Source organism: Streptomyces sp. NPDC048664, from assembly GCF_040650555.1.
GTDB lineage: Bacteria > Actinomycetota > Actinomycetes > Streptomycetales > Streptomycetaceae > Streptomyces.
This window is the reverse complement of sequence record NZ_JBEZHK010000007.1, coordinates 49,995-71,515: the sequence shown is the minus strand read 5'-3', so window position 1 is coordinate 71,515 and position 21,521 is coordinate 49,995. Positions and strand designations below refer to the sequence as shown.

General features: G+C 74.0%; 13 protein-coding genes. 9 read left to right on the top strand and 4 right to left on the bottom strand.

The window, feature by feature from the left end; genetic code table 11:
- The first annotated feature begins 64 nt into the window (after positions 1 to 64).
- The 5 genes from AB0C59_RS09985 to AB0C59_RS09965 all read left to right on the top strand — a co-directional run bounded on the left by AB0C59_RS09985 (position 65) and on the right by AB0C59_RS09965 (position 11,744).
- Positions 65 to 1,375 carry a condensation domain-containing protein gene (locus AB0C59_RS09985; RefSeq protein WP_363002531.1) on the top strand — a complete coding sequence of 437 codons (1,311 nt, stop codon included), beginning with the start codon at positions 65 to 67 and terminating at the stop codon, positions 1,373 to 1,375.
- A 465-nt stretch (positions 1,376 to 1,840) separates the two neighbouring features.
- Positions 1,841 to 5,011: an amino acid adenylation domain-containing protein gene (locus AB0C59_RS09980; protein WP_363002529.1), complete on the top strand. Its 3,171-nt coding sequence runs from the start codon at positions 1,841 to 1,843 to the stop codon at positions 5,009 to 5,011.
- Complete coding sequence (locus AB0C59_RS09975) at positions 5,011 to 6,909, top strand: non-ribosomal peptide synthetase (RefSeq protein ID WP_363002527.1); 1,899 nt, start codon at positions 5,011 to 5,013, stop codon at positions 6,907 to 6,909. The genes AB0C59_RS09980 and AB0C59_RS09975 overlap by 1 nt, the downstream gene beginning before the upstream one ends.
- A 1-nt stretch (position 6,910) precedes the next feature.
- Entirely contained in the window at positions 6,911 to 8,752 is a 1,842-nt protein-coding gene (locus AB0C59_RS09970) for a non-ribosomal peptide synthetase (protein ID WP_363002525.1), read from the top strand.
- Positions 8,742 to 11,744, top strand: a complete 3,003-nt coding sequence (locus AB0C59_RS09965; protein WP_363002523.1) for a condensation domain-containing protein — start codon at positions 8,742 to 8,744, stop codon at positions 11,742 to 11,744. The genes AB0C59_RS09970 and AB0C59_RS09965 overlap by 11 nt, the downstream gene beginning before the upstream one ends.
- Before the next feature lie 29 nt (positions 11,745 to 11,773).
- On the opposite strand, the gene AB0C59_RS09960 is transcribed toward AB0C59_RS09965, so the two are convergent.
- The 4 genes from AB0C59_RS09960 to AB0C59_RS09945 form a co-directional block, all read right to left on the bottom strand.
- Positions 11,774 to 12,241, bottom strand: coding sequence for a GtrA family protein (locus tag AB0C59_RS09960; RefSeq protein ID WP_363002521.1), 468 nt, complete (start codon positions 12,239 to 12,241; stop codon positions 11,774 to 11,776).
- On the bottom strand, positions 12,238 to 13,239 hold the full coding sequence (locus AB0C59_RS09955; RefSeq protein ID WP_363002519.1) for a glycosyltransferase family 2 protein: 1,002 nt from the start codon (positions 13,237 to 13,239) through the stop codon (positions 12,238 to 12,240). The genes AB0C59_RS09960 and AB0C59_RS09955 overlap by 4 nt, the downstream gene beginning before the upstream one ends.
- A gap of 112 nt (positions 13,240 to 13,351) precedes the next feature.
- Positions 13,352 to 14,113, bottom strand: a complete 762-nt coding sequence (locus tag AB0C59_RS09950; protein WP_363002517.1) for a hypothetical protein — start codon at positions 14,111 to 14,113, stop codon at positions 13,352 to 13,354.
- Positions 14,110 to 15,105, bottom strand: a complete 996-nt coding sequence (locus AB0C59_RS09945; protein ID WP_363002515.1) for an ABC transporter permease — start codon at positions 15,103 to 15,105, stop codon at positions 14,110 to 14,112. The genes AB0C59_RS09950 and AB0C59_RS09945 overlap by 4 nt, the downstream gene beginning before the upstream one ends.
- Positions 15,106 to 15,409: 304 nt before the next feature.
- Here AB0C59_RS09945 and AB0C59_RS09940 point away from each other — a divergent pair, with 304 nt between their 5' ends.
- From AB0C59_RS09940 to AB0C59_RS09925, 4 genes are all read left to right on the top strand, one after another.
- Positions 15,410 to 16,612 carry an acyl-CoA dehydrogenase family protein gene (locus AB0C59_RS09940; protein WP_363002513.1) on the top strand — a complete coding sequence of 401 codons (1,203 nt, stop codon included), beginning with the start codon at positions 15,410 to 15,412 and terminating at the stop codon, positions 16,610 to 16,612.
- A 233-nt stretch (positions 16,613 to 16,845) separates the two neighbouring features.
- A complete protein-coding gene (locus AB0C59_RS09935; protein ID WP_363002511.1) occupies positions 16,846 to 17,061 on the top strand; it encodes a DUF4177 domain-containing protein in 216 nt (71 codons plus the stop codon).
- A gap of 1,184 nt (positions 17,062 to 18,245) precedes the next feature.
- Positions 18,246 to 19,343 (top strand): hypothetical protein, encoded by a 1,098-nt coding sequence (locus AB0C59_RS09930; protein ID WP_363002509.1) that lies wholly within the window; start codon positions 18,246 to 18,248, stop codon positions 19,341 to 19,343.
- Complete coding sequence (locus tag AB0C59_RS09925) at positions 19,340 to 21,421, top strand: tetratricopeptide repeat protein (protein ID WP_363002507.1); 2,082 nt, start codon at positions 19,340 to 19,342, stop codon at positions 21,419 to 21,421. Before AB0C59_RS09930 ends, AB0C59_RS09925 begins: the two co-directional genes overlap by 4 nt.
- Positions 21,422 to 21,521 lie beyond the last annotated feature (100 nt).

The window sequence follows — 21,521 nt, the reverse complement described above, 5'->3', positions numbered from 1 at the left end:
ACCGCATCCCCGTCCCCACCGCCACCCCGGTGGGCGCGGCCGCGGACACCACAGAGAGGACCACGTGCACAGCATCACGAGCCAGTACCTGGCCCGCTACCGGCGTCTGACCGACGGCGACGACCACGGACCCCTGCTGCCGGTCACCGGAGCACAGCGACGCTTCGTCCTGGTGCGTTCGCTCGACCCGTCGGGACGCCCCGACGTGGTGCCCATGTTCCACGCCTTCCCGCACGGAACCGTCGACCTCGACCGGCTGCGCGCGGCCGCCCGCTCACTCGCCGCCCGGCACACCGCTCTGCGTGCGCGGCCCGCCGTCGTGCGCGGGGCGCCCGTCCTGCGTGTCGGGGAACCGGACGTCGCCGTGACGCGGCTGGAGTCCGCACCGGGTGAGCCGCCGGCCGACACGCTGCGCCGCGCGCTGGCGTCCTGGGATCCGCGGGGTCCCGTCCTGCGGCTCCTCCTGGTCCGCGACGAGGAGCGCCGGGAGGAGATCCTCTGCGTCGCCCTGGACCACGCGGTCTGCGACGGCCGGTCGCTCGCCCGGATCGTGGACGAACTCGGCGCCGCGTACACCGGGGGCGCCGCCGCGACGGAGCCCGGGGACCCGGACGCGGAGACGGCCGCCTACCGGGACGCGGTCCTCCTGCAACTGGCCGCCGAGGAAAGGGCGGAGGCCCCCGAGGCCGCCGCGTACTGGGCGCACCGGCTGCGCGGTGTGCACGTCCAGGCCCCGCCGCCCCGGCCGGCGCGCGTGCCGGCCGGTGCCCTGCCGAGCGGCTCGGCGCAGGCCCTGATCGCCGCGCCCGAGGACGGCGTGCCCTTCCCCCACCTGCTCGACGCCTGCCGCTCCGCGGCCCGCGCGCTGTACGGTCCGGGTCAGGTGATCCCGCTCGGCTACCCGTGGGGCGGCCGCCCGTCGGGAGCGGAACCGGTGCTCGGCTGCTTCCTGAACACCGTCGTCTTCCCGGCCGACACCGGCCACGTGCCCGATCCGCGGGAGACGGCCGACGCGTGGTGGGACGACCTCGACCGGGCCGACGTGCCGTTCGACGCGGTGGTGACCGCCGTGCGGGCCGCCGGCTCGGGCTGGACCGGAGGCCTCGACGGCCTGCTCACCGTGGACGACGACAGCCGTCGGCCGCCCCTCGCACTGGCCGGTGTCCAGGGACGGGAGGTCCACGTCGACGGCAGACCGGTCCGCGCCCCCTTCGCCGTCTCCGTCACCCAGGGCGCCCGGATCGGGCTGCGGATGGTGTGGGACCGCGCGGTCCTCGACGACGACACGGCGCACCGGGCGTTCGACGCGCTCACCCAGGCGCTGCGCCCCCTGGAGCCCCTGCCCCTGGAGCGGCTGGAGCAGCCCGTGAGCTGACCCGCCGCACGGACGGGCGCGCGCCCCGGGTGCGATCGGCGGCGCCGACACGCGGCCGGGCCCCCGCATCCGCATGAACGTCCGCGTGCGTCACCAGCCGCCACGTCCCGTCGTGTCCGGGGAACGGACCGGCCCGCACGCGTGCGGACCCGGCGCCCGGCACCCGGTGCCCGGCACCCGGTGCCCGGTGCCCGGTGCCGGTGATGAGCGCGGCGCCCCTGGTCGCGGCACCGCCCGCGTCCACCGTGCGCGCTCCCGCGCAGGGTGTGCCCGGGGCGCGTCGAGCACGTGACCCACCCGCGCCTACGGCCGCCGCGGCGTCTGCCGCGCCCCGCCGCACCGTCCACCCCCAGCGCCCCATCTCGCACCCGGCCCCGCGCGACCCGCGGAGCCGACCGCGCCACCACCCGCCGGCCGCGACCGTGTCCGGCGCCGAATCCGACCCGACAACCTCAGGGATCGCCCATGCTTCCGCTCTCCTCCTCGCAGGAGATCGTCTGGCTGCACGAGCAGATGCAGCCCGGCAGTCGCGCCTACAACTTCACCGCCGCACTGGACCTGTGGGGCACGCTCGACACCGAGGCACTGCGCCGGGGACTCGCCGCCACCCTGGCCCGCCACCCCGGCCTGCGGCTCGAACTCGTCGCCTCCACCGGGTCCGTGCCCGGTCAGCGGGTCGCGCCGCAGTGCGCGCCGCGGCTGCACACCGTCGACCTCGGCGACCGGGACGACCCCGAGGCGGCCTTCACCGAGCTGCTGCGCACCGAGGCCGAGACGCCGCTCGACACCTTCGAGGCGCCGCTGATCCGATGGACGCTGGTGCGGCTCGCCGAGGGGCACCACCGGCTGGTCCACGTGGAGCACCATCTGATCCACGACGGGCACTCCTTCGCGATCCTGCTCGACGACGTCTTCCGCGTCTACCGCGCGCACGTCCTCGGCGAGACCCTGGAGCTGCCGCCCGCCTCGTCGTACGCCGACCACGTACGGGCGCAGGCCGAGGCCGCCTACGCCCCCGAGTCGCTGGACTTCTGGCGGGCCGAACTGCAGGACCAGCCCCACGACATGCCGCTGCCCGGCCTCGCCCGTCCCGGCGCCCGCCGCAGGCACCACGGCGGGCAGCTGCGCCAGACGATCGGCGCGGATCTCGCCGAACGGCTGCGCGGTCACGCCCGTGACCGCGGCCTGACCCCGTTCGCCACGCTCCTCGGTCTGTTCGCCGAGCTGCTGCGCCGGCACAGCGGCCGGTCCCGGATGGTCGTCGGCACCGCGGTCGGCAACCGCCCCCGCGGCTACGAGGACGCCGTGGGCATGTTCGTCAACACCATCCCGCTGCCGATCGCCCTGGACGGCGCCGCCCCCGCCCAGGACGCCATGGACGAGGTCACCGACACCCTCATCCGGGCCCTTCCGCACCAGGACGTGCCGGTCCAGGAGCTGACCCGGGCGCTCGGCATGCACACCCTGGGCGCCGACAACCCGCTGTTCTCCGTGATGTTCAGCGCCCACGACGCGCCGCTGCCCGTGATCGACGTGCCCGGTCTCGACATCACCCTCTTCGAGGGGTTCAACACCGGCACGACCCGTTTCGACCTCGACGTGGTGCTGCTCCCGGACGACCGGCGCGGCGTCACCCCGCGCCACGGCTCCCCCGGCATGACCCTGGTCTGGGACTACGACGCCGACCTGTTCGGCGAGGACGTCGCCCGCCTGCTCTGCGACCGCTTCCTGGACCTGCTGCGCGCCTACCTCGACCGCCCCGAGACCCCGCTGGCCGACCTGGCGCCGGCCGCCGTCGAGCCGGCCGCCGAGCCCGTCCCCGTCCCGGCCGACCGCGACCCGCTGGACCCGGTGGCCGCGCACGACCCGTCGCTGCCGGCCCTGCTGCGCGGTGCGCGCCGCGTCACCTACGGCGAACTGGACGAGCGCGTCACCTCGCTCGCCGAACGGCTGCGCACGGCCGGTGTGACGCCCGGTCAGCCGGTGGGCGTGGTCCTGCCCAGGGGCGCGGACTCGGTCGTCGCCCTGCTCGCCTGCCTGCGGACCGGCGCCGTCCACTGCCCGCTGTCCCCCTCCGATCCGCCGGCCCGGCTCGCGCTGCTGCTGGAGCGGCTCGCCCCGGCCCTGGTCCTCACCGGTGAGGGCAGCCCGGATCTGCCGGAGACGCTGCCCACCGCCCGGATCGACGCCCCCGTGCTGCCCCCGGCCCGCGAGGCCGCCGTGCTGCCCGACACCACGTACGTCATCCACACCTCCGGATCCACCGGGATCCCCAAGCCGGTCGCCGTGGGCCGTGCGGCGCTGGTGCACCATCTGACGGCGGCCGCCGACCGGTTCGGCCTCATCACCTCGGACCGTGTCCTGATGTTCGCCCAGCCCTCCTTCGACGTGGCGCTGGAGGAGGTGCTGCCGACCCTGCACGCCGGCGGCTGCCTGGTCCTGCCCGAGCACGAGGTGCCCACCGGCGCGGAGCTCGCCGAACTGCTCGCGTCCGCCCGGGTCACCGTCGCCAACCTGCCGACCAGCTACTTCCTCGCCACCCGCGAGGACCTGCGCCCCGCACTGCGCGACGGGACCTGGGCGCCGAGGCTCCTGGTCCTGGGCGGCGAGCGCCTTCCCGTGGAGGCGTTGCGCGGCGTCCTCGCCGACACCGACGCCACCGTGCTCAACGTGTACGGCGTCACGGAGGCGGCCATCAGCTCGACCGTCCACGAGATCTCGCGCGACGCCCTGGCCGAGGGCCGCGAGATCCCGCTGGGCACCGAGCTGCCGGGCGAGCGGGTCCACGTCCTGGACGCCCACCACCGCCCGCTGCCGTCCGGCGCCGTCGGTGAACTCGCCATCTCCGGGCCCTCCCTGGCCGAGGGCTACGCGGGCAACGCCGAGGCGACGGCCGCCCGGTTCCTCACCGTCGACGCGCTCGGCGGGCAGCGGGTCTACCTCACCGGCGACCTCGGCTACCGCGACCGGGACGGTCTGCTGTACTTCCTCGGCCGGCGCGACAACCAGGTCAAGCTGCGCGGTCACCGTATCGAGCTGGAGGAGATCGAGGCGGCGGCCTCCGCCGCGCTCGGCGGGCGGTCCTGCGCGGTCGTCCTGGACCGGGAGAACCCCGGCGGCCCCCGGCTCGTCGGCTTCCTGGAGGGCGGCGCCGACGGCGCGGACCTCGACGAGAAGGCCCTGCACACCGAACTCGGCGACCGGCTGCCCGGGGCCCTCGTGCCCGCCCGGTGGGCTCGGCTGGACACGATGCCGACCCTCGCCGGCGGCAAGCCCGACCGCGCGGCGCTGGCCAGGCGGGCGGCGGCGCTCGAACCCGCCGACGACACGACGCACGGGGCCGACGGCTTCGCCGTCACCGGTTCCGGGGACGAGCCCGCGGCCGCCTCGGCGCCCGACGATCCGATGACGGACCTGCTCACGGAGGGCTGGCGCGTGGTCCTCGGCCACAGCCGGTTCGACACCCGTTCCCACTTCTTCCGCAGCGGGGGCCACTCCCTGCTGGCCGCCGAGCTCGCCGCGTGGCTCGAGCCCCGGCTGGGCACGCGCCCGCCGCTGAAGGTGCTCTTCCGCAACCCCGTGCTCGCCGACCAGGCCGACGCCCTCGCCGCCACCACCCCCTCCACGGAGTCGTGATGACCCAGTCCCCCACAGCCCTCACCCTCGGCGCCGCGTCCGAGCCCGGCGTCGGCACCGCGCCGAGCATCGCGCACGGTCCCGCCGCCGAACCCACCAGCGTGGTCGCCCGCTTCGAGGACCGGGTCCGGCGCGCCCCCCAGGACCCCGCCGTGATCGACGGCCCGCGGACCTGGACGTACCAGGAACTCGACGCGGCCGCCGCGCGCGTCGCCACCGCCCTGGCGGACCGCGTACGGCCCGGTGACCTGGTCGGTGTCTGCCTCGACCGGTCCACCGCCCTGGTGGTGACGGCCGTCGCGCTCGCCCGGATCGGCGCCGTCTACCTGCCGCTCGGCCCCCGCCCCGGCGCGCGCCGCACCCAGGCCGTCACCGAGGACCTCGACGTCTCCTGCCTCGTCGGCGACCCCGCCGTGCTGCCCGAGGCCCACCGCGACGGGGAGCACCTTCCGCTGCCCCTGCCCACCGGCGGCGTCAACGCGCCGACCGCCGCGGTGGCGTCCTTCGCCGGTGCGCGCGGCGAACGGCGCGCGCCCGAGGGCTCCCTGTACGCCGTCCTCACCTCCGGTTCCACCGGTCGGCCCAAGGCCGTCGCCGTGGCCGAGGCCTCGCTGTCCGTCGCCCTCGACTGGTACCGGGCCGAGACGGGTCTGGCGCCGGGCGACCGCCAGTCCCTGCTCATCGGTGTCGCGTTCGACCCGCACCTGCTGGAGCTGTGGGCCGCCCTGACCTCGGGTGCCGCCCTGGTCCCGGCCCCGGACGACACCCGCTGGGACTCGGGCGTGCTCACCGACTGGTGGCGCGACGCCGCCCTCACCCACGTCGTGTCGGCCACCCCCACGATCGAACCGCTCCTGGACCGGCCGTGGCCGCGGGACCTGAGGCTGCGTCATCTCGTCGTCGGCGGCGACCGCATGCGCCGCCGCCCCGGCCCCGACGTCACCGCGACGGTCCACAACGCCTACGGTCCCGCCGAGGCCACCGTCGTCACCACCACGTACGCCATGCGCGGCACCGACCCGGAGGCCGGCGAGCAGAGCCCGCCGCCCATCGGCAGCGCGCTGCCGGGTGTCGTCCTCGTGGTCACGGACGACGACGGCCGGCCCGTCGCGCGCGGACAGGACGGTGAGCTGCGCGTCGGCGGACACTGCCTGGCGCTCGGCTATCTCGACCCCGACCTCACCGCGCACCGGTTCACCGCGCCGCCGCGCGACGCGGCGCTGGCCGCCGTCGAGCGCCTGTACCGCACCGGCGACCGGGTGCGGATGAACGCCGACGGCGGCCTGGAGTTCCTCGGCCGCCTCGACGACCAGGTGAAGATCAGCGGGGTGCGGATCGAACCGGCCGAGGTGGAGGCCGCCTTCGAGCAGGACCCGCGGGTGCGCAGCGCCGTCGTCACCGTGTCGCGCGACAGCGCCGGCCACGCCCGTCTCGTCGCACACGTACGTCTCCTCGAAGGGGCCGGGTACGGGTCCCGGGAGCTGCTCGACGCGGTCCGTGCCTGGCTGCCCGAGCAGGCCGTCCCGGCCGCCGTACGGATCGTGGAGGGCTACCCCCTCGACGCCAACGGCAAGGTGGACCGCGCCGCCCTGGCGGCCGCGGAACCCGCCCCCGCCAAGGCCGAGTCCGCCCCCGCCGACGACCTGGGCGACCTCACCGACTGCGAGCGGCTCGTGCTCACGACCGTGCGCGACCTCCTCGGCGCGCCCGGCATCGCCCTCGGCGACAACTTCACCGACGCCGGCGGCACCTCCGTGGTCGCCGCGCGTCTGCTCGCGGCCGTCGAGCGCGAGACGGGAGTACGCCCGCGCGCCCACGAGCTGCTGCGCAGCACCGACCTGCGCGCCTTCGCCACCCTCCTCGACCAGCGCCGGGCCTGCGCACCGGCAGGAGCCTGACATGACACCCACCATCCCGCGGCCCGCCCGCGCCACGGACGGCACTGCCCGGGCGCGGACCGTGTCCCTGCCGGCCCTCGTCGCACGACAGGCCCGGCTCGCCCCGAACGCCCTCGCCGTGGTGGACGGCGACACCACCCTCACCTACGGCCGCCTCCTGGAGGCGGGCCATGCCCTCGCCGCCCGGCTGCGCGACCACGAGGTGGCCGTCGGGGACCGGGTGGCGCTGCTGACGGCCCGGTCGGCCCGGACGATCGTGGCGCAGCTCGGGCTGTGGCTGGCCGGAGCGGTGTGCGTGCCGCTCGATCCCGCCCAGCCCCGGCCCCGCACCGAGGCGGTGATCGCCGACGCGGAGGTGACCCTCACCGTCGGCGACGCGAAGCTGCTGGACGCGGCCACCCTGCCCGGACCCGTGCTGGCCCTGCCCGAGGAGCCGCTGACCAGCGGTGAGCCGGTGGACCGATCCGACCCGCACGGCGCGGCGTTCATCATGTTCACCTCCGGCTCCACCGGCCGCCCCAAGGGCGTGGCCGTGCCGCACGGTGCCATCTCCGCGCTGGTCGGCGACCCCGAATACGTCACCCTCACCGCCCGCGACCGGGTCCTGTTCCACTCCCCGATGACCTTCGACGCCTCGACGTTCGAGGTCTGGGGCGCACTCGCCAACGGTGCCGCCGTCGTCGTCTGCACCGAGCAGCGGCCCTCCCTGGAGGACCTGGCCCGGCACGTCGAGCGGCACGGTGTGACGGTGGCGTTCTTCACCACGGCCCTCTTCCACCAGCTCGCCGCCCGCCGCTCCCGTCTCTTCGCCCAGCTCCGTTCGGTCGTGGTGGGCGGCGAGGCGATGGCCGCCGCCCAGGCCCGCGAGGTGCTGAGCGCCTTCCCCTGGCTGGAACTCGTCAACGGCTACGGCCCGACCGAGACGACCACCTTCGCCACCGCCCACCGGGTCACCGAGCAGGACTGCGGGGCACCGATACCGATCGGCGTGCCGATCGCCGGAGCCACGGTGCACGTCCTGGACGCCGGGGGCGAGCCGGTGGCCGAGGGCGACCGGGGCGAGCTGTGGATCGGCGGCGGCAGGCTCGCCCTCGGGTACACGGGCCTGCCCGAACTCACCGCCGAGCGGTTCGTGGAGCACCCCGCCGCGGGCCGGCTCTACCGCACGGGCGACATCGTCTCCAGGCGGCCCGACGGCGTCCTCCTGTTCCACGGCCGCAACGACGACCAGGTGAAGGTCCGCGGCTTCCGCATCGAGCCCGCGGAGATCGAACACGCCCTGCGCCAGCAGCCGGACGTGGACGACGCCGCCGTCGCCGTCGACGGCGCGGGCACCCCCGAGGCGCGCCTCGTCGCGTTCGTCGTCGCGGCGCCCGGCCCCGTGCCCGGTGGCCGGGCGCTGCGCGAGCGGCTGACCGCCGTCCTGCCGGGCCATCTGGTGCCGGACGCGGTCACCGTGGTGGAGCGGCTTCCGCTCACCCCGACCGGCAAGGTCGACCGGCGGGCGCTCACCGAACGCGCCCGTGCGGACGAGTCCGGGACCGCCGACGTGCCGGCGGCGGCCATGACGCCGCTGGAGCAGGCCGTCGCCGAGGTGTGGAGCCAGGCGCTGGGCGGCGAGGTCACCCGCGCCGACGCCGACTTCCTCGCCCTCGGCGGCCATTCCCTGCTCGCGCTCGCCGTCACCGACGACCTGCGCGAGGAACTCGGCGTGGAGCTCTCCCTCGCCGAGTTCTTCGCCGCCCCGACCGTCGCCGCGCAGGCCGCGCTGGTCGAACGCGTTCTGCTGGCCGCCCACGACGGCCTCCACCCCGAGCCCCCGGAGCACAGCGATGTCCACTGACGCCGACTCCGCGGCGCCCGAGCGCAGGCAGCAGCTGCAGCGGGAGCTGCTGCGCCGGGCCCGTGCCAGAACCGCCCGCCCGGACACCGCCCGTGGGGCCGACGCCGCCTCGCGCCCGGGCCGTGTCCCCCTCTCCCGCGCCCAGCGCCGCATGTGGCTGATGGAACGCCTCGGGGGCGCGGGCGACTCCTACCACGTGCCGTTCGCCACCCGCGTGCGCGGCCCGTTCGACGTGGCCGCGTTCACCACCGCCCTCACCTCGCTCGTGGAGCGGCACACCATCCTGCGCACCCGCTACGCGGAAGGGGACGGGGAGCCCTACCAGGAGGTGCTCCCGGCACCGCGGACCGTGCCCGTGCCCGTGGTCGAGACCGGTACGGAGCACGCCGCCGGGCTGCTGCGGCGGGAGTCGGCCCGGCCCTTCGACCTGGCGGTGGGCGAGGCCGTGCGGGCACTCGTCCTGCGGCACGGGCCGCAGGACCACACCGTGCTGCTGACGTTCCATCACATCGCGGTCGACGGCGGGTCCCTGGAGACACTGGCCGGCGAGCTCGCCGCTCTGTACACGGCGGCCGCCGACGGAGCGGGCGGGCACACGCTGGCCGATCCGCCGCAGTACGCGGACCACGCGCGGCGCGAACACGACGCCCTGCCCGGCTTCGAGGCCGAACTCGACCGCTGGAGCGGCCTGCTGGCCGACGCGGCCCCGCCCCGCCTGCCTGCCGCGGCGGCGGGCGGGCAGGGCGGCGCGGACCGGCCGGCGGCCGTGCGCACCGTTCCCCTCGCCCCCGGCCTGCCCGAGGCTCTGCGGGAACTGGGCGCCGAGCGGCACGCCACGCTCTTCGCGGTGACGCTCACCGCGGCCTTCGCCGCGCTGCACCGCCTCACGGGCGACGCCGACCTGGTCATCGGGGTGGCGGGCACCCATCGCACCGGAACCGCCATGCGCGGCCTGGTCGGACTGTGCGTCAACACCCTGCCCGTACGGGTCGACGTCGGCGGGGACCCGTCGTTCGCCGAGCTGCTGCGGCGGGTGCGCGACGCTCTCCTGGAGGCCCAGCGCCACCGGCACATCCCCTTCGACCTGGTCCTGGAACGCCTCGGAGCGGGCGCGCGGGGCGCCGACGGCACGGCGCTGGTCCGCGTCACCTCCGACGTCCTGGGCGACCCGACGGTCCTGCGGCTGCCCGGCACGTCGGCGGAGTACGTCGACGTGCCCACCACCGGCGCGAAGTTCGCCCTGTCCTACGGCCTCGGTGTCGGCGACGCCGCACAGCCCGTGGCGCTGGTCCAGTACGACGGGAGCGCGCTGGACGACAGCGTGGCCCAGGCGGCCGTACGGGACTACGCGGCCCTCCTGCGGGCGGCCGCGGCCGACCCGGAACGCCCCCTGAGCGAGCTGCCCGTCGCCGCCCCGGACCAGGGGCGCGGCCCACGGGGCGCGCCCGGGGCGCACGAGGGGGCGGACGATCCGGACCACGCCGGGCGGGCCGGCGGCGATCCGTCCGGTGACCGCCACCCCGCCGCGCGGGCCCTGCGCGCCCATCCGCGGATCGCCGACGCCACGGTGGTCCAGCCCGCCCAGGGGCCGCCCGTGGCCTATGCCGTCCTGCGCGACAGCGTCGGCCCCACCCGGCATGAACTGCTGGGCCTGCTGCGCCGCTCGCTCGCGCCCGAGGTCGTGCCCGCCACGGTCACCCTGGTCGACGCGCTGCCCCGCACGGCCACCGGGGCCTGCGACGACGCTCGGCTGCCCGGACAGGCCACACAGGCCGGCGGCCCGTCCGGCCCCCGGGTCCAGGCGGTCCTGGAGGCCTTCACCGAGGTGCTCGGCGCCCTTCCGGCCCCCGACGGCGACTTCTTCGCTCTCGGCGGGCACTCCCTGAAGGCCGTCCAGCTCGCCGAGCGGCTGCGCACCGGACTCGGGCTGCCGCTCACGGGCCTCGACGTGCTCCAGGCCCGTACGCCCCGGGCGCTGACCGCGCTCCTCGACGAGCGGGCGGCTCGGCAGGCCGCCGCGAAGGCCGCGAGGCCCGCGGCGGCGGCGCGGGCCGAGGGCGGGGCGGGACGGTCCCGTGCCCTGCGGCCGGGCACGGTCCTGGTGACCGGCGCGACGGGCGGCGTGGGCGCGTTCGTCGTGCGTGAACTGGCCGCCCAGGGACGGCCCGTGCTGGCGCTGGCCCGCCCCGAGTCGGCGCACCTGATCGCCGCGGAGGGCGTCGAGGTCGTGGAGGGCGACCTCCAGGACCTGGCCGGGCTGCGGGACGCCGTCGCGCAGGCCGACGCGGTCGTCCACTCCGCGTGCACCTTCACCCGGCACGAGGTGGACCTGGCGGCGATGGAGGCGATGGTCGAGGCCTGGCGGAGCGGCCCGTTCGTCTTCGTCAGCAGCGTCGACGCCTACGGGCATCCCGTGGCGGACCGGGTCGCCGAGGAGGCGCCGTCCCACGAGCCGGTCAGCCCCTACGGGCGCGCCAAGCTCGACTGCGAGGCCATGCTGCTGCGCGCCGCCGGGACCGGGGGACGCGGCGGTGCGAGCGCCGTGCGGTCCCCGATCGTGTGGGGCGCGCACGACCGGTTGCGCGAGCAGTTGCGCTGGGGCGCCCTCGGGAGCCTGTACCGGTCCGCCCACACGGGAGGCCCGATCGAGCTGCCGCGCCCCGGTACCGGCGGACACGCCTGGTACGGCGCCGCCTGGGTGCACGCAGCGGCCCTGGCTCGCGCGGTGACGGTGTGCCTGGACCGTCCGGTGCACGGCGTGGCCAACGCGTGCAGCGGGCATGTCTCCTGGCACGACCTGGCGCGCGATCTGACGGAACTGCTCGGCACCCGCGCGGACGTCCACGAGAGCGGTGAGGTCCCCCGCGACCTCGACCACCGCTGGCACTACGACAGCGCGCGCCTGGCCGGTCCGCTCAGGGCGCGGCCGGGAGAGGACCGGCGGACCGTGCTGGCCGAGATGATCGACGGCATGGCACCCGGCGACGACTGACGCGCGGGCGGCGTGTGTTCCCGGGCGCCCTACCGGTGCCGCAGCAGGCGGCGTTCGAGGTCCCGGGTCCGCTCGCCGGCCGCCGCCGGCAGCCGCGTCGCGGCTGCCGGCCCGGTCCCTCGCGCACCGGAGGTGAGGGCCCAGCGGGCCAGCAGGAAGGAGAGCGGCGTGACCAGGACACCGGCGCCCAGGGCGGCCCAGTGCTCGTCCACGCCCAGTTGGGACACGGCGAGATGGAGGAGGATCCCGCTGGCCACGACGTTGGTCGCGCCGGACAGGGGGTAGCGCGCGAAGGCGTGCCAGGTGGGCCGCACCCGCAGGGTGACGGCGGAGTTGAGCAGGAACGAGCAGACGAGACTCACGGCGTAGCCCAGCACGTGCGCCGCCAGATACGGCAGCCGGCGGTCGGCCGTGACGTACACGGCGTAGTAGACGGCGGTGTTGGCGAGGCCGACCACGGCGAAGACGGTGAACTGCCGCACGGCGCGCGCGTTCATGACCTCGCAGTCCGCGTCGTGGGGGCGGGGAACCGGGCGATGGATCCGGCGGCGGCCATCCGCTCGGTCTCCCGCACCACGTAGTGCGGGCGCCGTTTGGACTCGTGGTAGATCCGACCGACGTACTCCCCGATGACACCGACGGTGACGAGCTGGATCCCGCTGAGCGCGACGACGGCGACGATCAGTGTGGCGTAGCCGGGGGTGTCGACGCCGTTCAGCACGGCGGCGCCGGCGATCCACAGCGCGTAGGCCAGCGCGGACAGGAACAGCCAGAGCCCGGCGTGGATCGCGAGGCGCAGCGGACGCGTGTTGAAGGCGAGCAGGCCGTCGATGCCGTACTCCAGGAGGCGTCGGCCGCCCCACTTGGACCGTCCGGCGGCCCGCTGGACGTTCTGGTAGGTGAAATGGACCGTGTCGAAACCGATCCAGCAGAACAGGCCCTTGGAGAAGCGGTTGCTCTCCGGGAGCAGCAGGAGGGAGTCGACGGCGCGGCGCGAGAGCAGGCGGAAGTCGCCGGCGCCGTCGACGAGCCCGACGTCCATGAAGTGGCGTACGGCGCGGTAGTAGACGCGGCTGACCGCGGTGCGCAGGATCCCTTCGCCCGCCCGGTCCCGCTGGGCGACGACCTGGTCGTAGCCGTGCCGGTGGAGTTCCAGCATGCGGTGCAGCAGTTCCGGGGGGTGCTGCAGATCGGCGTCCATCAGGGCGACCGCGGCACCCTGGGACATGCGCAGTCCCGCGAGCATCGCGGCCTCCTTGCCGAAGTTCCGGCTGAAGGAGGTGTAGCGCACCTGGGGTGAGGACGCGGCCAGCGCGCGGAGGTTCTCCAGCGTGTCGTCCGTGCTGCCGTCGTCGACGTAGCAGACCTCGAAGTGTTCACCGGTCTTCTCCAGCGCGGCGGTCAGGGCGGTGTGGAAGGCACCGATGACCTCGCCCTCGTTGAAACAGGGGACGACGACCGAAATCCGAATCCCTGGCACCGCCCCAGTGGACATCGGGAGGGGACGGAAACCGCGTATGCGTTCTGCGTGTGGCGGCGCTACCACGCGAACGGCGTATCCGGTGATCACGGGGATCATGGGGGGTTCCGCGGCGGCACGCCGGGGGTCAGGTGTCCAGCAGGTCCGGTGCGAAGACGTCCTCGATCCGCCATCGCCGGGGGGACAGGCCCTGTTCGTGGTGGTAGCGCAGACAGGTGTAGAGGGTGGCGCGGTTGGCCGCGATGCCGTAGGGCCACCAGTCCTCGGGGAACTCCTCCTCGACGCGCTCGACCAGGGCGTTCGTCCACGGCAGCATCGTCTGCACCTGATACAGCCTGCGGTTGCGGCGGTAGCGGTCGGCGGCGGTGCCATTGGCGCGCAGGAAGGTGCGGTAGACCTCGCGCACCAGGCCGGGATCCTCCTTCAGGAGGTCCTGCCGTACGACGACGGTGTGCATGATCGGGAAGATCCCGGTGCGCCGGTGGTGGTCGCGTTCCAGGGACTCGTGGTCTGGGAAGAGGCGGGCGACGTTCGGGGACCGGGCGAGGAACGAACTCGGGGCGTTCGCCGAGAACAGGGCGTCGATCTCGCCGCGGTCCAGCATCGCGTCGAGCGTGGCTTTCTCGGGGGCGGCGCTGACGTCGACGTCGGCCGGATGCGGGTGGGGGATGAAGTCGAAGGGCGGCGCGGGGTGTTCGAGGCCGCCGATCACCCATCGGCTCGCCTCGGGCCTGAACCCGTGCTCGCCGACCGATCTCGTCGTGGCCTGGCCGCGGTCCGGGCGCCACCCCCTGGTGCGCGGCTTCGTCCGGATCGCGACGGAACGAGGCGTGTCGGCGGCCGGTTCCGGCTGACCGCCGGGGCGGCGTGCGGGGCGTTCGGCGTTCACGGCGGTTCCACGGGTGGTGCGGGCCGGCCGCCTGGGTGGCGTTCGCGCCAGACGCAGAAGACCGTGCAGGACAGGACCGCCCAGGCGGTCAGCACGAGGAACGGGAACGCGTGCTGGTGGCCCGCGAAGTACACGGCGGTGTGCTGGGCGTTGACCGAGGCACCGGGCGGCAGCCAGCGGCCGATCAGGCCGAGCGGGGAGGGGAGCAGCGGCCAGGAGACCGCGCCGCCGGAGGACGGGTTGCCGACGACGACCATCAGTCCCCAGGTCGGCAGGACGGCCCAGCGGCCCACGAGTGTGTTGAACATCGTGAAGACCATGCCGGAGACGAACATGGTGAACGCCAGGATCAGCCACGACTCGACGAACGGCAGGCGCAGCGCACCCAGCAGCCAGTCCACCACGGCGACGATCGCGAAACCGCCGAGCAGGGCGTAGGCGAGGGTGAAGGCGATGCGTTCGGGCGCGCTGAGTTCCCTGGCGTGCACGCTCAACTGGATCGCGCCGACGAAACCGATGATCACGGCCGCGATCGACACGTAGAAGATCGCCAGGCCGCGCGGATCGCCCCGCTGCAGCGGCCTGAGGTCCCGGACCGCGACCGGGGTGCCGGTGGCGGCGCCCACCTTCACGGCCGCCGTCAGCAGCACCTGCGCCACCGCCGCGCCCGAGGCGCCGGAGACGTCCACGCTCACCTTGCCGTCGGCGGTGGGGGCGTCGAGGACAGCGAACATCCGCTGGTCGTCCACCGCCGCCACCGCCGCGCGGCGGGAGCCGAAGCGGCGGGTCCGCAAGGACGCGTGCAGGGCGTCCTCCATCCCGGCGAGGAAGCGGGCGCCCCGCGGCCCGTCCCACACGCCGACCAGGGCGGCGGGAATCGTACGCGGGGTCGGGTTGGCCATGGCGTAGGTGTAGGAACCGGCGAAGAGTCCCGCCATCGCGGCGACGATCACCACGAGCAGCGTCGCGGGCACGAACGGGGATCTAGGCACGGCGGGCCGCCACGCGGCGGGGCCGGGCGGACGCGGGCCCCGGCCTGCGACGTCTGCTCATGCATCCACCAACGAGGCGGCGCCCTCACGGTGACCGCGACACCGCCGAACGGAGCAACGCCCTGCGTGGCCCACCCGCCGGCCGGCGACCCGGGCGGCCACACGGCTCTCACGGCTCTCACGGAACCGTCGCGAGGGCCGGTGGACGAAGAACACGTTGTGCGGGACGTGAAGGGGGCATACGGCTCACGAACGCACGCGGATCACGTCAGGGGGCGCGACCGCGGGATGAGGGAGAACTGGGATGAGCACCGATATCACCTCGATGGACGACCTGCCGACCGCCGACTTCTACGCCTACGAGTCGCTGCTCCCGGACGAGGAGCGCAAGATCCTGCTGAAGGCGCGCGACCTCGTGCGCGACGGGATACGTCCCCTGGTGAGGGACAGTTGGGCCGAGGGCGAGCTGCCCGCCGAGCTGATCGACGCGCTGCGCGGAAGCGGCCTGTCCGCGCTCGCCTACGAGGGCTACGGCGAGCACCCGGGTGCCGTCAGCCATCTGCTCGGCGGCATGCTGGCCCTGGAGTTGAGCCGCACCGACGCCTCGGTCGCCACCTTCTTCGGTGTGCACGACGGGCTCGCCTTCGCCTCCATCCACCACGGCGGCAGCCAGGAGCAGCGTGACCGGTGGCTGCCCCGCATGGCGACGATGGACACGATCGGCGCGTTCGCGCTCACCGAGCCGGAGGGCGGCTCCGACGTCGCCGCAGGCATGCGCACCACGGCGCGGCGCGAGGGCGACACATGGGTGCTCGACGGTGCCAAGAAGTGGATCGGCAACGCGACCTTCGCCGACGTCGTGGTGGTGTGGGCGCGGGACGTCGAGGACGACCAGGTCAAGGGGTTCGTCGTGGAGAAGGGCACCGCGGGGTTCGAGCCCGTGAAGATCGAGGGCAAGATCGCGCTGCGGATCGTGCAGAACGCCGAGATCACCCTGACCGGCGTCCGGGTGCCGGAGGCGAATCGGCTCCAGAACGTCGACTCCTTCCGGGACGTGGCCGAGATCCTGCGCATGACGCGCAGCGGCGTCGCCTGGCAGTCGCTGGGCCTGATGATCGGCGCGTACGAACTGGCCCTGGACTACGCCAAGGAGCGCGTCGCGTTCGGACGTCCGATCGCCAGGTTCCAACTGGTGCAGGACCTGCTCGTCAAGAGCCTCGGCAACATCACCGCCTGCTGGGGCATGCTGGTGCAGCTCGCGCGGCTGCAGGACGCGGGCGTCTTCCAGGACGAACACTCCTCGCTGGCCAAGGCGTTCGTCACCGCGCGGATGCGTGAGGTCGTCGCCTGGTGCCGTGAGATCTTCGGCGGCAACGGCATCCTGCTCGACCACGACATCGCGCGGTTCTTCGCCGACTCCGAGGCCCTCTACTCGTACGAGGGGACGCGGGAGATGAACACCCTGATCGTCGGGAAGGCGATCACGGGGCAGAGCGCCTTCGTGTGAGCGGCGGCCGCCGCGCGGCCCGTCGCGGCGTGAGGGGCCGCCGTGGCATTCCGGCATGATCGACTCACTGGCTCACGCCGAGGACGCCGTGGTCGCGGCGACGGCCGCGCCGGTACGCGGTGGGCGTCGCGGTCCGGCGGGCCGAGGCCCCGGTCCTCCCGGACGGCCTCGTTCCGGCCGGTGGTTGACTGGCTCCCGCACGCACACCACCGACCCGTAGGAGCCACACCGCGATGAGTCAGTCCGCCCTGTACGAGTACAAGGTCGCGACCTTCCGGGAGTCGCTGATCGGCGACGCCCTGGACAGCGACAAGCTGGAGAAGGTCCTCAACAAGCACGCCGAGGACGGCTGGCAGTTGAAGGCCATCACGTCCGCCGACGTCAAGGGCCGCATAGGGCCCGGCGCCGTCGAGGGTCTGCTGCTCACCTTCGAACGACCGCGCCACTGAGGGCTTCGGCCCGTCGGCCGTGGTGCCGTGACCGCCTCCGCGCGGCCGCGGCACCGCGGGCCCGGCACGCCGCGGGCGCGGTGCCAGGGGGCGGGGATCCCCCCCATGCGCGCGAGGTCCGGGTGAGGGAAACCCCTTGACCTGCGCACGCGGCTCGATCCCTTCAGCCGCACGAAGTCCCTGTGACGCCACGCGACGCGTCATGTTTCGGCCAGCGCCTCACCGCCGGTGACCCCCGCCGTGTTCGCCCCGTTACACACGAGCAGCCGCGAACACGGCACTGCCCCCGCTCCTGTTCCAACGGGTCCTTCACTCAACGGAGTTGCAAGGTCACGCCCCCTGTGGGCCGACCCGGGCACGGCAGCGTGCGAAGGTGATCGCATACGCCAAGACCCGGGAGGCGGCGCTCGCCCACCCAGCCGCCCGGGCCCACGAACCGGCCGATTCACCGCAGCCGGACCGGCGCGCACGGGGTCGGGCGAAGGGCACCCGGCGCCACTCCTTGCAGAAGGAGACGGGCGGACACAAGCGGATCCGGCGACGCGCCTTCCACTTGGCCGCGCGAAGGCGGTCCCGCCCCGCGGGCGCCGGGGCGCCGGCCGTGCGAACTGCGAGGACCGGTCCCGCCCCGTCCGCGCCGGCGGGCCCACCGGAGCGAAACGGAACCCGTTGCAGACGGCAAGAATTCCCCGGCTCATTCCGGGACCGATTCGTTGAATCGTTTTTCGGCATCGTTGTCCTCGACAAGCCGGCCGCACCGGCCCGTTGGCGCGAAGACAGCCTTGACGCTTCCGGCCGATCAAGCGACTTTTGATTGCCGCCGGCCACCGGTCGGTGAGTGTTCATCCAGCCGAGAGAGGACATGAGATGAAGTCGACTGTCGCAATGAGCAAGAAGGCCGGCGCCAAGAAGATCGCCGTGCGCCGTACCGGCGACGTCCGCCTGACGTCGGCCGCCTGTCAGTGCCCGTACCACGTTCAGGCCTGACCATTACCGGTGGCTTAGGCTCGGGTGCGCCGTCTTCGCGGCGCACCCGAGCTGTCATCGCCGTTCATGAGGGAGGGTTCGTGGCGGGTGGCGGCATTGCGCTCCATGAGCTGAGTTTCGTTTCCGAGGGCGACGATGTCGTGGTCGGCCGTCTGGACACCGGCTCCTACGCGGTTTTCCCTGCCGATGGAGCGTCGTTGCTGAAGCGGTTGGCGGACGGAATGCCGCTCGGCGACGCCGAGGCCTGGTACGAGGCGGAATTCGACGAGCCGGTCGACCTGGACGACTTCGTGGCGACGCTGGAGGAGCTCGGCTTCATCCGCGAGAGCGGCCGGCAGCCGGAGCCCCCACCCTCACCGGTACGTCTGCGCGGACTGGGCCGTGCGGTCTTCTCGCCGCCCGCCTGGGCGCTCTATCTGGCCGTGGTGGGCTGCTGGCTGTGGCTGGTCGCCACGCGCGCCGATATCGCCCCGCATCCGGGTCAGATCTTCTTCGTGCATTCCCTGCTCGTGGTCCAGTTGGTGATCACCTTCGGCCAGGTGCCGCTGCTGCTGCTCCACGAGGGATTTCACATACTCGCCGGCCGACGGCTCGGGCTGCCGACTCGGCTGCGGCTGAGCAATCGGCTGACGTATATCGTCGCCGAGACCCAGATCAACGGGCTGCACAGCGTTCCCCGCTCCAAGCGCTATCTTCCCTTTCTCGCGGGAATGGTGTGCGACGGTGCCGTCCTCGGCGTTCTTGGAATCATCGCCGAGACGACCCGGAATTCCGACGGATCCTTCCCGCTGATCGCCCGGGCCTGCCTCGCTCTCGCCTTCACGGTGGGGGTCCGCATTCTCTGGCAGTTCCAGCTCTATCTGCGGACGGATCTCTATTACGTGGCGGCCACCGCCTGGAACTGCTACGACCTGCATGACGCGGGAATGACGTTGCTCAAGAACCGCGTGTGGCGGCTGCTCGACCGGCCCGAGCGCATCGTGGACGAGGAGAAGTGGACTCCGCGGGACCGCCGTGTCGGCAGGTACTACGGGCCGTTCATCGTGCTCGGCTACGCCACGCTGGCCGCGATCACCGCCTTCGTGAGCATCCCCGTGACCGTCCAGTACGGACGGATCGCCTGGCGGGCCATGAGCTCCGGCCAGGTCGACGCGGCCTTCTGGGACGCCGCGCTGTCCCTGTGCATGAACGTCGCCCAGGCGGCCGCACTGATCGTCTTGTCCAGGAGGAAGCGCCGGGAGAAGCAGTCCGGCCCCTCTCACACGTCTTCTTCGGCGGAGGTCGAACTCGCATGATGGGCCATCTCCGGATCGTCGGCGACAGGCACGCGGATCGCCTCCGCCTCATCAAGTCCCATGCCGGCAAGGCCCTGGTGGTCCGCTGCCACCAGCGGCTGCGCGGTCCCTACACGGGCGTGGACACCGTGTTGCGGGCCGTGCTGCCCGAGGCGCAGCAGCGCTGGCCCGACCTGGTCGAGCAGCACCGTGTGGAGTTGCTGTACGGGATGCCCGAGCTGACGCAGCTCATCGGCGAGAGCCCGCGCACCCTGGCCGGTGACGCCCCGTTCAAGGAACGCACGCGGTTCTACGGCGCCGGCATGATCCGCTGCATGAGCCAGGGGATCGTCACCTTCCTGCTCGCGTACGCACGTCTGGTGCACGCCGAGACCGGTGCCCCCTTCGAGGTGGCGTTCGAGGAGGTGCACGCCGCGGAGTCCACCACTCAGGAGCTGGTGGGCCTGCTCGTGCGCCGGGCGGATCCGCGGGTGCTGCGGGTCGTCGTCTCCGGCACGGGGGACGCGCTGCCCGACGAACTCCACTCCGCGCTCGCCCCGGGCACCACGCTCACGGTGCCGCCGGCCGCGCGGGAGGAGCCGCCGGCCGCGGACCAGGACGCCCTGGAGTGGGCGGCCGTGTACGTGAACAGCGACGGCACCGACGACGACCCCCGCGCGGTCCGCGGTTACCGTGCCGCCGATCCGCGAGCGGTCGCGGACCTGCACGACAAGCGCGCCGAGGCCCTGGAGCCCGGGGCGACCTGGGGCATGCGGATGGGGGCGATCGCCTACCACCGCGAGCGCGGCGGCGACCGGTCCGGAATCGGCCGCACCACCCTGCTGGAGGCCCAGCGCCACGCCGTGGCGACCGGCTTCTCCGCCGTCGTGGTCGACCTCGGGCTGCGCGGGCGGGGCGTGACCGACCCGGCCACCCATGAGCACGACTTCTGGGAGTTCACCCGGGAGGCCGCCTCGGCGTGCATCCCGATCGGCCGGCTCCAGCAGTCGATGGAGCTGTACCAGGACCTGCTGCGTCGCTTCACGGACCCCAAGGTCCACATGATGACCAGCTACGCGATCGCCATGCTGCACACGCGGTTCCTGGAGCCCCGCGACCATGACCTGGCCGTGCAGTGGCAGCACAACGCGGTGGCCATCGCCGGCCTCCTGCCGGATCCGGCGGAGCGCCTGACGTACAGCGTCTTCCACGACAACGGGCTGGCCCTGGTGGAGATGCACCGCGGGAACCGGGAACGCGCCCTGGAACTCGTGGAGACGTGCATCGCCCGGCTCGACGCGCGCCTGGACGACGACCAGTGGGTGCTGCACCGCTCCCAACTGCTCTACAACCGGGCCCGTCTGCAGGCCTCGCTGAACCGCCTGGACGAGGCGCACGCCGACTACACCCGGCTCATCGAACTCGACCCGTACTACACGGACTACCTCTCGGAGCGGGCGAGGATCCACCGCGAGCGCGGCGAGTTCGAGGCGGTCCTGGCCGACTACGACCGTGCCGTCCTGCTGGCGCCTCCGTTCCCGGAGCTGTACTACAACCGGGGCACCGCACGGGCCGAGACCGGTGATCACGAGGGGGCGCTCGAGGACTTCGGCTATGTGCTGGAGATGGAGCCGCTCGACCTCGCCGCCCGTGTCGCCCGAGCCGAACTGCTCCTGGAGTGCGGCGACCTCGACGGTGCCGAGGCGGACGCCGACGCCGGGCTGGCGCTGCACCCCGCGGAGGCGCAGCTGCTCTGCCTCAAGGGCATCGTCCTGCTCCAGCGGGAGGACCTCCAGCCGGCCCTGGCCGCCTTCGACGCCGTGCTGGAGCAGGACCCCGCCTATCCCGCCGCGCTGATCAACCGGGCCGTGGCCCACTTCCACCGGGCCCGGCACGACCAGGCCGTGGCGGACCTGTCGGCCGCGCTCGACGTCGTCGGCGACGACCCGGACGTGCTCCTCAACCGGGGCATAGCGCACCTCGCCGACGGCCGGACGGAGCTGGCCCGCGCCGACTTCGACCGCGCCCTCGGGCTGCCCGACGCGGACGTGGACGAACTCCGGCGCCAGCGAGAGCTCTGCGACGCCGCGGCGGGGTGAGGAGGACCGGGGCGGCCGCTGAGCCCTGACCTCGGGAGACGGTGGCCTCGGCGCGCGATGCGCCGAGGCCGACCCCCGGCACCCGGCCACCGCGCCACGC